The organism is Paracoccus alkenifer, from assembly GCF_900108405.1.
GTDB lineage: Bacteria > Pseudomonadota > Alphaproteobacteria > Rhodobacterales > Rhodobacteraceae > Paracoccus > Paracoccus alkenifer.
In genome coordinates this window covers 1-12814 of sequence record NZ_FNXG01000001.1, presented here as the reverse complement: position 1 = coordinate 12814, position 12814 = coordinate 1, and the positions used below count along the sequence as shown (strand labels likewise).

12 protein-coding genes and 1 pseudogene are annotated in these 12814 nt (G+C 62.7%); 11 read left to right on the top strand and 2 right to left on the bottom strand.

The annotated features are described in order from the left end of the window. The first annotated feature begins 35 nt into the window (after window positions 1-35). The 3 genes and pseudogenes from tet(G) to BLW83_RS00055 form a co-directional block, all read left to right on the top strand. Window positions 36-1211, top strand: a complete 1176-nt coding sequence (gene tet(G) / locus BLW83_RS00065) for a tetracycline efflux MFS transporter Tet(G) (RefSeq protein WP_090844112.1) — start codon at window positions 36-38, stop codon at window positions 1209-1211. Window positions 1212-1303: 92 nt separating this feature from the next. Beyond that, window positions 1304-2224, top strand: coding sequence for a LysR family transcriptional regulator (locus BLW83_RS00060; protein ID WP_245728551.1), 921 nt, complete (start codon window positions 1304-1306; stop codon window positions 2222-2224). Next, window positions 2161-2346, top strand: a pseudogene (locus tag BLW83_RS00055) (DUF3363 domain-containing protein); the annotation flags it as partial. The gene BLW83_RS00060 and the pseudogene BLW83_RS00055, both read left to right, overlap by 64 nt. 107 nt (window positions 2347-2453) lie before the next feature. On the opposite strand, the gene fabF reads toward BLW83_RS00055, so the two are convergent. After that, window positions 2454-3716, bottom strand: a complete 1263-nt coding sequence (gene fabF, locus BLW83_RS00050) for a beta-ketoacyl-ACP synthase II (RefSeq protein WP_090844107.1) — start codon at window positions 3714-3716, stop codon at window positions 2454-2456. A gap of 4 nt (window positions 3717-3720) precedes the next feature. After that, window positions 3721-4230 (bottom strand): winged helix-turn-helix transcriptional regulator, encoded by a 510-nt coding sequence (locus BLW83_RS00045; protein WP_090844104.1) that lies wholly within the window; start codon window positions 4228-4230, stop codon window positions 3721-3723. 198 nt (window positions 4231-4428) lie between these two features. On the opposite strand from BLW83_RS00045, the gene BLW83_RS00040 reads away from it, so the two are divergent. The 8 genes from BLW83_RS00040 to trbJ form a co-directional block, all read left to right on the top strand. Continuing rightward, window positions 4429-5388 (top strand): LysR family transcriptional regulator, encoded by a 960-nt coding sequence (locus BLW83_RS00040; RefSeq protein ID WP_245728550.1) that lies wholly within the window; start codon window positions 4429-4431, stop codon window positions 5386-5388. A gap of 125 nt (window positions 5389-5513) precedes the next feature. After that, window positions 5514-7502 carry a conjugal transfer protein TraG gene (locus tag BLW83_RS00035; protein ID WP_090844096.1) on the top strand — a complete coding sequence of 663 codons (1989 nt, stop codon included), beginning with the start codon at window positions 5514-5516 and terminating at the stop codon, window positions 7500-7502. A gap of 9 nt (window positions 7503-7511) precedes the next feature. Then, complete coding sequence (locus BLW83_RS00030) at window positions 7512-7991, top strand: CopG family transcriptional regulator (protein WP_090844093.1); 480 nt, start codon at window positions 7512-7514, stop codon at window positions 7989-7991. Between the two features lie 194 nt (window positions 7992-8185). Further along, complete coding sequence (trbB, locus tag BLW83_RS00025; protein WP_425433927.1) at window positions 8186-9133, top strand: P-type conjugative transfer ATPase TrbB; 948 nt, start codon at window positions 8186-8188, stop codon at window positions 9131-9133. Continuing rightward, a complete protein-coding gene (locus BLW83_RS00020; RefSeq protein ID WP_035028993.1) occupies window positions 9130-9462 on the top strand; it encodes a TrbC/VirB2 family type IV secretion system protein in 333 nt (110 codons plus the stop codon). The genes trbB and BLW83_RS00020 overlap by 4 nt, the downstream gene beginning before the upstream one ends. Further along, entirely contained in the window at window positions 9462-9743 is a 282-nt protein-coding gene (locus tag BLW83_RS00015; protein WP_090844086.1) for a VirB3 family type IV secretion system protein, read from the top strand. The genes BLW83_RS00020 and BLW83_RS00015 overlap by 1 nt, the downstream gene beginning before the upstream one ends. A gap of 10 nt (window positions 9744-9753) precedes the next feature. Then, entirely contained in the window at window positions 9754-12246 is a 2493-nt protein-coding gene (trbE, locus tag BLW83_RS00010; protein WP_090844082.1) for a conjugal transfer protein TrbE, read from the top strand. Then, the coding region (trbJ, locus tag BLW83_RS00005; RefSeq protein WP_090845744.1) for a P-type conjugative transfer protein TrbJ at window positions 12243-12814 on the top strand (572 nt) is incomplete at its 3' end. The genes trbE and trbJ, both read left to right, overlap by 4 nt.

Genomic DNA, 12814 nt, shown 5'->3' with positions numbered 1-12814 from the left:
AAAGTCGCTCGCATTGAGCGACGCTGGAGTTTCAGGTGCGCAGCTCTGCCATCATTGCCCTGCTGATCGTGGGGCTCGACGCCATGGGTCTCGGCCTCATCATGCCCGTCCTTCCGATGCTTCTGCGTGAGCTTGTGCCAGCAGAGCAGGTCGCCGGTCACTATGGTGCCTTGCTGTCGCTCTATGCGTTGATGCAGGTCGTCTTCGCACCCGTGCTTGGACAGCTTTCGGATTCTTACGGTCGGCGTCCGGTGCTTCTGGCTTCCCTTGCGGGAGCCGCAGTCGATTACGCGATTATGGCATCAGCGCCGGTCTTATGGGTGCTCTATATCGGCCGACTCGTCTCCGGCATCACGGGCGCAACCGGAGCTGTAGCTGCCTCAACCATTGCCGATTCGACGGGGGAAGGTTCTCGCGCACGCTGGTTCGGCTACATGGGGGCCTGTTATGGGGCGGGCATGATTGCCGGGCCAGCACTTGGTGGCATGCTCGGTGGTATCTCTGCTCATGCCCCATTTATCGCCGCCGCCCTTCTCAACGGGTTCGCGTTCCTGCTTGCCTGCATTTTCCTCAGGGAGACCCGTCGCGGTCATGGCAAGACCGGAAAGCCGGTTCGTATCCAACCATTTGTTCTATTCCGGCTGGACGATGTGTTGCGTGGGTTGACTGCTCTTTTCGCCGTTTTCTTCATTATTCAACTGATCGGTCAGGTGCCTGCGGCCCTATGGGTTATATATGGCGAGGACCGTTTTCAGTGGAACACCGCGACCGTTGGTTTGTCGCTCGCGGCGTTTGGGGCAACACATGCGATCTTCCAAGCGTTTGTTACCGGCCCGCTTTCAAGCCGGCTTGGAGAGCGGCGCACGCTACTGTTTGGCATGGCTGCGGATGCGACTGGCTTCGTTCTTCTGGCTTTTGCCACGCAGGGATGGATGGTGTTCCCGATTCTGTTGCTGCTTGCCGCCGGGGGTGTTGGCATGCCGGCCTTGCAGGCAATGCTCTCAAACAATGTCAGCAGTAACAAGCAAGGGGCTTTGCAGGGAACGCTAACGAGCCTTACCAATCTAAGCTCTATCGCAGGACCGCTTGGCTTCACAGCACTCTATTCTGCCACCGCCGGAGCATGGAACGGTTGGGTTTGGATTGTCGGCGCGATCCTATATTTAATATGTCTGCCAATACTACGCAGACCATCCGCAACTTCATTGTGATTTAGTCATGGTGAATTGGCATGCGTAGACTTAGGAGAAATGACGGATTAAATCTGTTGAGCAATCATCTCCTTTCGGGGCGAGTTCCAATGATGACCTTAGTTCACACTCTCGCTGTCGCCGAATATCTCAACTTCCGTCACGCCGCCAATGCGCTCGGCGTTGCACAGTCCAGCGTCAGCGCCCGCGTGAAGGCACTGGAAGAAGACCTCGGCATCCTCTTGTTCGAGCGTCATGCGCGCGGCGTTCGGCTGACCGAGGCCGGACGCCATTTCGTCGAGCGGATAGCCGTAGGTATTGACCAACTCGACCATGCGGTGAAAACCGCCGGCATGGCGGCAGCCGGAGAAAGCGGCCGGCTTCGTATCGGTATCCATGCCCTGATTCCGCATAGCTTCCTCGCAAAGCTGATCGGCCAATACCGCAAGGATTACCCCGATGTTGAAGTCGAGATCGCCGAAGGCCCGGCCCGTGAAGCGGTGGTGCAGCTTCGCGCCGGCAGGTTGGACGTGGCGTTCGTCGCGGGCACGCCCCAACCACCCGACTGCCATTCCCGTCGCACATGGACCGAACCGCTCTTGGCGGTGCTACCGGAACGGCATCCGCTCGCCAAGCGGTCAGCCGTCACATGGCCCGATTTGGCAGGCGAGACGTTCCTTGTCCGGCATGGCGGCACTGGACCGCAGGTTCATAGCCATATCGTGCTACGCCATGCCGAGCGCTGGCCTGCGCCGTCGATCGTGCGCTTCGACGTGGGGCGTGGCACCCTTTTGTCTTTGGTCGGACAGGGCTTTGGCATCACCATCGTCGGCGCGGCCACGGCGCTGTTGCCGACAAACGGCATTGTCTTTTTGCCCTTCGCCGACGAGCCGGAGCCGGTCGCCTTCTCGGCTGTCTGGTCGCCGTCCAATCGCAGCGCGGCGCTTCGCAACCTACTCAGCCTCGCCAACGACATGGGCCGGAAGATATGCATGGACTACCGTTCGATACTACCACGGATAGCGAAGGCGTGAGCGACAAGTCCACCGGCACCGTACAATTATCCAGCAGCCAGTTCGCTGTGGTTGAAAAGAGCCATAAATGCACCCTTGTCCCGTGGCGGCCGGTCATCAACCGCCAGCTCAGCAGCGAGGTCTGCGCGGGCAGATAGGACCGGCGCTATAGGATCAATGCTCTATTCGACCTTCCTCTCAAAAGCGTTATAGCGAACCGAAGTGTTTGCGGAAGCACAGTCCGGGACTGTTACTGCCATCGCCGGAAAGCGACACTTGCATTAACACCGCCAAAGCCGAATCCGTTGGAAATGGCATGTTCCATGAGAATGGGCCGCGCAGATTGGCGAACGAGGTCGATACCAGCGGCAACAGGATCGGGGGTTTCTAAATTTCTCGTTGGGGGAGCAATTTGATCGCGCAAAGCGAGCACCGTGAAGATTGCCTCAATACCGCCTGCGGCACCAAGTAGGTGCCCCGTAGCCGATTTCGTGGCGCTTACAACCACATCATGATTGCCGAACACGGATTTTATCGCGGCAATTTCTCCTCGATCTCCTACGGGGGTGGAGGTGGAATGTGCGTTCAAATGTTGAATATCGATTGGTTTCAACCCAGCACTGTGGAGTGCAATTTCCATCGCACGGGCCGCGCCTCGGCCGTCCTCTGGACCGGCAGTCATATGATGTGCATCGGCGCTTGTGCCGTATCCCACCAATTCCGCTATGGGCTTGGCACCCCGAGCGAGGGCATGTTCTAATTCTTCTATGACGATCAGACCCGCCCCTTCAGACATTACGAAACCATCGCGCTCGGTGTCGAACGGCCTCGACGCCAGTTCCGGGGTAGTATTGTAGCCGGTGGATAGTGCTCGCGCGGCGGCAAATGCCCCGAGACTAACCTTGTCAATACAAGCTTCTGCTCCGCCGCACAGAGCGATATCCGCCTCGTTGGAGCGTATCAGCCGCGCGGCGTCGCCGATGGCCTGAACGCTGGCAGCGCAGGCGGTTACAGGCGTGCCAATTGGGCCTGTAAATCCATACCTAATGGTAGCCTGTCCTGCCGCGAGGTTGGCGAGGAACGATGGCACGGTAAAGGGTGAGAGCCTCCGTGCTCCCCGTGTATCCGTTATGCGAACTGCCGAAGCGATTGCAGGAAACCCGCCTATACCAGAGGCGATAATTGTCGCCGTGCGCTCACGTTCGTAGTCGCTCGTGGGATGCCATCCCGCCGTTTCAAGAGCCTCCTTCGCGGCCGCAAGTGCAAACAGAATGAAGCGATCCATTTTTCGTTGATCCTTTGCGTCAACGATCAAATCGGGATCGAAACCGGCTTCGGAATCTTCAATCTGGCTAGGAACGATTCCCCCGATTTTCACCGGCAGATCGTTGGAGATTTCATCGGGCAAACTCCTAATTCCCGATTTCCCGTCAAGGAGTCTTTTCCAGCTTATTTCAATGCCAGAACCAAGAGGGCCAATTAAACCCATGCCGGTTACAACAATTCGGCGCATTGGATTATTCCGTTTCTTTTTCTGAGCTTATTCGCTTCACGCGGTTTATTACGCGCATCGTTTCCTCTGTTGCCGCTGGGCCTGCTAGAAGAACGGTGTTTTCAGGAGTGATTTTTTCTCCAGTATTCGCATCGACCATGATGGCGTTTCGTTCCCTACCGGTTTCCCTGTCGCCGAGCCGCATGGCTATCTCATTGGGCGCAAGGTTCCGGTTCCCCCATGCGAACAGGGCGATTGCGACTGGATAGAAATCTCGCCCCTTGTCGGTAAGGACGTATTCAAATCGAGGCGGATGATCATTGTATCGTTGCCTTTCAAACAGTCCTTCCGCCGTAAGATGCTTCAACCGCCTCGCCAAAATGTTTGCAGAAATTCCGAGGTTTTTCTCGAATTCATCGAATTTTCCAAGCCCTTGGAAGGCGTCTCGCAGGATCAAGATGCTCCACCAGTCACCGACGCTTTCCAGCGCTCGGGCTGCGGGACACTCGAATGACAGAAAGCTTGTTCGTTGCATGACACATCCATAATCGTGTAACTTCCATCATGCAAGTAACTTGTGCGTAGCAGGCGACATAGAGGGAGGGGGCAATCCATGCGTCATTCTAAGGAAGCCAAGCAACTGCTTCCGCTGCGGCGCGCAATGAAGCACTGTAGTGGCATTTGAGCGATGCGACGGCGGCGATCAGCAACGATGAATGGTTGCCCATGGGGCGTGCCGACCACGCTCGGATCGCGTATCCCCCTCGCATCGCTGATCCAGACGCTTGCCGTCGCCGAATATCTGAACTTCCGCCACGCGGCCAATGCGCTCGGCGTGGCGCAATCCAGCGTCAGCGCCCGCGTGAAGGCGCTGGAAGAGGACCTTGGCATCCTCCTGTTCGAGCGTCACGCGCGCGGCGTCCGACTGACCGAGGCCGGACACCACTTCGTCGAGCGGATCGCGGCCGGCGTCGATCAACTGGACCATGCGGTAAAGACGGCCGGCATGGCGGCGGCGGGAGAATGCGGCCGCTTGCGTATCGGTATCCATGCCCTGATTCCGGGCAGCTTCCCCGCCGAACTGATCGGGCAGTATCGGGAAGGCCATCCCGGCATCGAGGTTGAGATTGCCGAAGGCACGGCACGCGAAGCGGTCATGCAGCTTCGCGCCAACCAACTGGACGTGGCGTTCGTAGCGGGTGCGCCCGAACTGCCGGACTGCCATTCCCGGCGCATATGGACCGAAACATTGATGGCCGTATTGCCGGAGGGGCATTGCCTTGCTGGACAGCAGGCAATTACTTGGGCCGATCTGACGGGCGAAACGTTCCTTGTGCGTCATGGTGGCACCGGCCCGCAGGTTCACGACCATATCGTCCTGCGCTCGGCCGGGCGCTGGCCTTCGCCGTCGATCCAGCGTTTCGATGTAGGGCGAGGCACGCTGTTATCTATGGTTGGACAGGGCTTCGGCATCACCATCGTCGGAGCAGCCACGGCGCTACTGCCGACTACCGGCATCGTCTTCCTGCCCTTTGCCGATGAGCCAGAGCCGGTTGCCTTTACCGCCGTCTGGTCGCCATTCAGCCGCAGCGCCGCGTTGAAAAACCTGCTCAACCTTGCAAACAATATAAGGCGTTTCGGCGATTCGCCCGGCCAGTTGCGCAGCGGCGATCACCCGGCTGGGTGTCGGTGAAGGCAACCCGTCCTATTTGCCGCCGATAGTATCCGGCAGCCCTCCGGCATCCTCTTTCCTGTTGCCCGTCCCGATTTTGCCTACTCTCTGATCGGCTCCGTCTCTTTTACCGACTGGAGCCTGCATTGCGCGGAGGCCGAATCCTTTGGGGTCAGATCGCTGTCGTCTTCACCATCGTTCTGGTGATGACGTGGGCGGCGACGCAATGGACGGCGTTCCGCCTCGGCTTCCAGCCGCAGCTTGGAGCACCGTGGTTCGAGCTGGTGGGGCTGCCGATCTACTATCCCCCGGCCTTCTTCTGGTGGTGGTTTTCGTTCGACGCCTATGCGCCCACGATCTTTGTCGAGGGCGCGATCATCGCCACGTCCGGCGGCTTCATCGCCATTGCCGCCGCCATCTTCATGTCGATCATCCGGGCACGGGAGGCGCGCAACGTCGCCACCTACGGATCGGCACGATGGGCCGAGGATCAGGAAATCCGCAATGCCGGACTGCTCGACCCCGATGGCGTCGTGCTCGGCCGATACGACAGGAACTATCTGCGCCATGACGGCCCCGAGCATGTCCTATGCTTCGCCCCGACGCGCAGCGGCAAAGGTGTCGGGCTGGTGGTGCCTACGCTGCTGACGTGGCCCGCATCCGCCATCGTCCACGACATAAAAGGCGAGAACTGGACTCTGACAGCGGGCTTTCGCGCGAAGCATGGTCGCGTCCTGCTGTTTGATCCGACCAATGCCAGATCGTCCGCCTACAACCCGTTGCTGGAGGTCAGGCAAGGGGAATGGGAAGTCAGGGACGTGCAGAATATCGCGGATATTCTGGTCGATCCCGAAGGCAGCCTCGACAAGCGCAATCATTGGGAAAAGACCAGCCACAGCCTGCTGGTCGGCGCAATCCTGCATGTTCTCTATGCGGAGAAGGACAAGACGTTGGCGGGCGTCGCCAACTTCCTGTCCGACCCGCGCCGCCCGGTTGAGGCAACCTTGCGCGCCATGATGGACACGCCGCATCTCGGCGAGGCGGGCGTTCATCCCGTCATCGCATCGTCGGCCCGCGAGCTGTTGAACAAGTCCGAGAACGAACGGTCGGGCGTGTTGAGCACCGCCATGTCCTTTCTCGGCCTCTATCGCGATCCCGTGGTAGCGCGCGTCACCGCACGTTGCGACTGGCGCATTGCCGATCTGGTCGGCAGCGGCCAGCCCGTCACGCTCTATCTGGTCGTGCCGCCGTCCGACATAAATCGCACCAAGCCGCTCATCCGCCTGATCCTCAACCAGATCGGCAGGCGGTTGACCGAGGAATTGACCACATCGGCCAAGCGCCATCGGCTGCTGCTCATGCTCGACGAGTTTCCGGCATTGGGCAGGTTGGACTTTTTCGAGTCCGCCTTGGCCTTCATGGCGGGCTACGGCCTCAAAGGCTTCCTGATCGCACAGAGCCTCAATCAGATCGAGCGCGCCTATGGGCCGAACAACGCGATCCTCGACAATTGCCATGTCCGCGTCAGCTTTGCCACCAACGACGAGCGCACCGCGAAAAGAGTGAGCGACGCGCTCGGCACCGCGACCGAGCTGCGCGATTCCACCAACTACGCCGGGCACAGACTGGCCCCGTGGCTCGGGCATTTGATGGTATCGCGGCAGGAGACGGCCCGGCCGCTGCTCACGCCCGGAGAAATCATGCAGCTACCGCCGACCGACGAAATCGTCATGGTCGCGGGCACGCCGCCGATCCGCGCCACCAAGGCCCGGTATTTCGAGGACGCGCGGTTTCAGGAACGCATCCTGACCCCGCCCGATCTGGTCGCCGCACCGCTGGCGCCCAGCCCATCCGCCGATGACTGGTCCGGCCGCGTGGTCGCGGCGGAAAGCCGTTCCGCGACCGACGCCGCAGACGCGGCCGAGGGCGATCCGGCCAATGCCGGCATCCGCCGCGAACCGGAATTGCCAAGCCAAGAGGAAATCGTCGCCCCGCCGCCATCCCCCGAACAGGAGTTCGAGTTTCTGGACGACGAGCCGGACGTTGACGCGGCCAAGGCCCGCGCCATGCGCCAGCGCATGAGGATGGTGGCGCGGCAGGTCGCCATGAACCCCGATGACGGAATGGAACTGTAAGGACACGCCATGACCACCCGAACCCGCCTGAATCTCTATTTCGACCCCGCGCTCATCCCGCAGATCGAGTCGTTGGCGTCGCGCCGCTCGCAGGCGCTGCGCCGCACTGTCTCAAAATCCGCCATCGTGGAGGCGGCGGTCATGTCTTATCTGTCCGGCGATTCCGCCGACCAGCTTGAAGCCGCCATGTCGCGCCGTCTGGACAAGCTCGGCCGCCAGATCGACACGCTCGACATGGACCTTGCCGTCCTCGGCGAGACGGTCGCACAGTTCATCCATTTCTGGATGACACTCACGCCGCCGCTTACGGGAGCCGCGCAATCCGCTGCCCGCACAAAGGGCGCGGAACGCTTCGAGAGCTTCATGCAGAATCTCGGCCGGCGTCTGGCGACGGGCGACAGGTTCCTCAAAGAGATTTCGCGCGACCTCGACTCACTTCACGACGAGCCGTTGCAAGACGAGGAACAGCCCAACGGCGATCAAGAGTAAGTATTCGGACCCGTCCTATTTACCGCCGTTCGCCGCCGATCACCGCACACAGCTAGATACTTGTTGAACCGGCCCGATTCCGGGCTTTCTTAATCGACCCCGTTGCGGGGACCGTCTGTTGCGCCCTGCCAGAGATCGGGGCTGACATGACGACCAACCATCACAGACAGGAAGCAATCCAGCGCGGCGCACGCATGTTGCGCACGGCCCTCGGCCCCGCCATCGCCCGCCTGCTCGAAGACCCGGCCGTGGTCGAGGTGATGCTGAACCCGGACGGGCGGTTATGGATCGACCGCCTGTCCGAAGGGCTGTCCGACACGGGCGAGCGGCTGTCCGCCGCCGATGGCGAACGCATCGTGCGGCTGGTGGCGCATCATGTCGGTGCGGAGGTTCATGCCCGCAGCCCGCGCGTCTCGGCCGAGCTGCCGGAGAGTGGCGAGAGGTTCGAGGGCCTGCTGCCGCCCGTGGTCGCCGCCCCCACCTTCGCCATCCGCAAGCCCGCCGTCGCGGTGTTCACGCTCGACGACTATGTGGCGGCGGGCATCATGTCCGCCGATCAGGCGGAAACGCTGCGCGAAGCCGTCGCATCCCGCGCCAATATCTTAGTGGCGGGCGGCACCAGCACCGGCAAGACCACCCTGACCAACGCGCTGCTCGCCGAGGTGGCGAAGACGCAGGATCGCGTCGTCATCATCGAAGACACGCGCGAGCTGCAATGTGCCGCGCCCAACCTTGTCGCCATGCGGACGAAAGACGGCGTGGCGACGCTTTCCGATCTGGTCCGTTCCTCGCTGCGCCTGCGCCCGGATCGCATCCCCATCGGCGAAGTGCGCGGATCGGAAGCCCTCGACCTTCTGAAAGCGTGGGGCACCGGCCATCCGGGCGGCATCGGCACCATCCACGCAGGCACCGGCATCGGCGCACTCCGTCGCCTTGAACAGCTCATCCAAGAGGCTGTCGTCACCGTCCCGCGCGCCCTGATCGCCGAGACTATCGACCTTGTTGCCGTCCTGTCCGGGCGCGGTTCCGCGCGCCGGCTGGCCGAGCTTGCCCGCGTCGAAGGGCTTGGGCCGGACGGCGATTACCGCATCACGCATCCCATCCCTTCGGCAATCCCCACCAGCACAGGAGAATCTTCATGATCCGCACGATTTCGCGCGGCTATCGCTTCGCCGCGACCGCCGCATCCGCCCTTGCCATCAGTCTCATGCTCGCCCCGGCCGCCCATGCGTCCGGTTCGTCGATGCCGTGGGAACAGCCCTTGCAGCAAATCCTCCAGTCGATTGAGGGGCCGGTCGCCAAGATCATCGCCGTCATCATCATCATCGTCACCGGCCTGACCCTCGCGTTCGGTGATACCAGCGGCGGCTTCCGTCGCCTGATCCAGATCGTGTTCGGCCTGTCCATCGCCTTTGCGGCCAGCTCGTTCTTCCTGTCGTTCTTCTCGTTCGGCGGCGGGGCGCTCGTTTGATGGCGGGCGGCCTCGAACAGCTCGACGCGGTGCCGGGCTTCACGGTCCCGGTCCACCGGGCGCTGACCGAGCATATCCTGCTCGGTGGCGCACCGCGCTCCATCGCCATCATGAACGGAACGCTGGCCGGGGCCGTGGGCCTCGGCCTGCGCCTCTGGCTGGTCGGCCTCGCGCTATGGGCCATCGGCCATTTCGCGGCCGTGTGGGCGGCGAAGCGCGATCCCCAATTCGTCGAGGTCGGGCGGCGGCATCTGCGCATCCCCGCGAACCTTGCAGTGTGAGGGCGCGGCCATGATGAACCTTGCAGAATACCACCGCACCGCATCCCGGCTCGCCGACTATCTCCCATGGGCGGCATTGGTCGGCTCGGGCGTCGTCTTGAACAAGGACGGCTCATTCCAGCGCACCGCGAAGTTTCGCGGTCCCGATCTGGATTCCGCCGTCGCGGCCGAGCTGGTCGCCGTCGCCGGCCGGATCAACAACGCCGTCCGCCGTCTCGGCTCCGGCTGGAGCATCTTCGTCGAGGCGCAACGCAGCGACGCCGCGACCTATCCTGACAGCACCTTTCCCGACGCCGCGTCGGCGCTGGTCGATGCCGAGCGGAAAGCCGGGTTCGAGGAAGCGGGCGCGCATTTCGTGTCCGGCTACTTCCTCACCTTCCTCTGGCTGCCCCCGGCCGAGGAAGCCGCCCGCGCCGAAACATGGCTCTATGAGGGCCGGGAGAAAACCGGCGTGGACCCGTGGGAGCTACTGCGCGGCTTCATCGACCGCACCGACCGCGTGCTGGCCTTGCTCGACGGCTTCATGCCCGAGTGCCGTTGGATGGATGACGGCGCGACGCTGACCTATCTCCATTCCACCATCTCGACCAACCGCCATCGCGTGCGCGTGCCCGAGGTGCCGATGCACCTCGACGCGCTGCTTGCCGACCAGCCGTTGACCGGCGGGCTGGAGCCGCGCCTTGGCGACGCGCATCTGCGCGTCCTGACCATCGTGGGATTCCCGACCGCGACGACGCCGGGCCTGCTCGACGAAATGAACCGGCTGCCGTTTCCATATCGCTGGAGCACGCGCGCGATCCTGCTCGACAAGACCGATGCGACCCGGCTGCTGACCCGCATCCGCCGCCAATGGTTCGCCAAGCGCAAGAGCGTCGCCGCGATCTTGAAAGAGGTGATGACCAACGAGGCGTCCGCCCTTGTGGACACCGACGCGGCGAACAAGGCGCTCGACGCCGATATGGCCTTGCAGGAACTTGGGGCGGACGTGGCGGGCATGGCCTACGTCACCGCGACCGTCACCGTTTGGGATGCCGACCCGCGCCTTGCCGACGAGAAGCTGCGCCTGGTCGAGAAGATCGTTCAGGGCCGCGACTTCACCGCCATGGCCGAGACGGTCAACGCGGTTGACGCATGGCTCGGCAGCCTGCCCGGACACGCCTACGCGAATGTCCGCCAGCCGCCCATCAGCACTTTGAATCTCGCCCACATGATTCCGCTTTCGGCGGTGTGGGCGGGGCCGGAACGGGACGAGCATTTCGGCGACGCTCCATTGCTTTACGCTAGGACCGAAGGCTCAACCCCGTTCCGGTTTTCCCTTCATGTCGGCGACGTAGGCCACACCCTTGTCGTCGGCCCCACGGGCGCAGGCAAGAGCGTGTTGCTCGCCCTCATGGCCTTGCAGTTCCGGCGCTATGCAGGATCGCAGGTGTTCGCCTTCGATTTCGGCGGCAGCATCCGCGCCGCGTCGCTCGCCATGGGCGGGGATTGGCACGATTTGGGCGGCAGCCTCACAGAAGGAGCCGAGGCATCGGTTTCGCTCCAGCCGCTTGCCCGCATCCACGATACCTATGAACGGGCATGGGCTGGCGACTGGATCGCCGCCATCCTCATGCGCGAAGGCATCGCCATCACGCCAGAGGTGAAGGAGCATCTTTGGACGGCGCTGACTTCGCTGGCGTCCGCGCCGGTCGAGGAACGCACCATAACCGGCCTTGCCGTTCTGCTCCAGTCGAACGACTTGAAGCAGGCATTGCGCCCGTTCTGCGTCGGCGGTGCCTATGGCCGGCTGCTCGACGCCGAGGCGGAACATCTCGGCTCGGCGGACGTGCAGGCGTTCGAGATCGAGGGCCTTGTCGGGACCGGCGCGGCCCCGGCCGTGCTCGCCTATCTGTTCCATCGCATCGGCGACCGGCTCGACGGCCGCCCAACGCTGCTCATCATCGACGAGGGCTGGCTTGCGCTCGACGACGAGGGATTCGCCGGCCAGCTCCGCGAGTGGCTGAAAACGCTGCGCAAGAAAAACGCCAGCGTCATCTTCGCCACGCAAAGCCTGTCCGACATTGACGGCAGCAACATCGCGCCGGCCATCATCGAGAGCTGCCCGACGCGGCTCCTGCTGCCGAACGAGCGCGCCATCGAGCCGCAGATTACCGCGATCTACAGGCGGTTCGGGTTGAATGACCGGCAGATCGAGCTCGTCGCCCGCGCGACGCCGAAACGCGAATACTACTGCCAGTCGCGGCGCGGCAATCGCCTGTTCGAGCTTGGCCTGTCCGAAGTCGGCCTCGCGCTCTGCGCCGCATCGGCCAAATCCGACCAGACCCTCATTGCGCAGATCGTCACTGAGGCCGGCCGCGACGGCTTCCTCGCCGCATGGCTGCGCGAGCGCGGCGTCGATTGGGCGGCCGAGTTGATCCCGAACCTCACCAATCTTGCCGACCGGCCGGAATCCGCCGCGCCGGCCCGGCTCGATACCCACCCTGCACAGGAGATTCTTCCATGACCTATTCCAAGACCATCGGGGCCTCGGCCCTCGCGCTGGCGCTCGCCGTGCCGGTCGCACTTTCGCCCATGCTGGCAAGCCCGGCCCATGCGCAATTCGGCTTCGGCCGCATCGTCTATGACCCGAGCAACTATGCGCAGAACGTGCTTACGGCCGCCCGCACGCTGGAGCAGATCAATAACCAGATCACCAGCCTCCAGAACGAGGCGCAGATGCTTATCAATCAGGCTCGTAATCTGGCGAGCCTGCCGTATTCGTCGCTCCAGCAGCTCCAGCAGAACGTCCAGCGCACGCAGCAGCTTCTCGGCCAAGCGCAGAACATCGCGTTCGAGGTCGGGCAGATCGACCAAGCGTTCCAGCAGCAATATGGAAATGTCTCGCTTTCGGCGACCGACGCCCAACTGGTCGCCGATGCGCGCGGCCGCTGGGAGAACACGGTCGGCGGCTTGCAGGACGCCATGCGCGTGCAGGCAGGCGCGGTCGGCAATATCGACAGCAACCGCGCCGAGATGGCCGCGCTGGTCGGCCAGAGCCAAGGCGCGACCGGGGCGCTGCAAGCCACGCAGGC

What these genes read in the sequence shown, in the direction of transcription:
- BLW83_RS00020 (WP_035028993.1), top strand. Translation starts at nt 9,130, where the DNA reads ATGATCCGCACGATTTCGCGCGGCTATCGCTTCGCCGCGACCGCCGCA.
- fabF (WP_090844107.1), bottom strand. Translation starts at nt 3,716, where the DNA reads ATGCGCCGAATTGTTGTAACCGGCATGGGTTTAATTGGCCCTCTTGGT.
- BLW83_RS00030 (WP_090844093.1), top strand. Translation starts at nt 7,512, where the DNA reads ATGACCACCCGAACCCGCCTGAATCTCTATTTCGACCCCGCGCTCATC.
- trbB (WP_425433927.1), top strand. Translation starts at nt 8,186, where the DNA reads ATGTTGCGCACGGCCCTCGGCCCCGCCATCGCCCGCCTGCTCGAAGAC.
- BLW83_RS00015 (WP_090844086.1), top strand. Translation starts at nt 9,462, where the DNA reads ATGGCGGGCGGCCTCGAACAGCTCGACGCGGTGCCGGGCTTCACGGTC.
- BLW83_RS00045 (WP_090844104.1), bottom strand. Translation starts at nt 4,230, where the DNA reads ATGCAACGAACAAGCTTTCTGTCATTCGAGTGTCCCGCAGCCCGAGCG.
- trbE (WP_090844082.1), top strand. Translation starts at nt 9,754, where the DNA reads ATGATGAACCTTGCAGAATACCACCGCACCGCATCCCGGCTCGCCGAC.
- BLW83_RS00060 (WP_245728551.1), top strand. Translation starts at nt 1,304, where the DNA reads ATGACCTTAGTTCACACTCTCGCTGTCGCCGAATATCTCAACTTCCGT.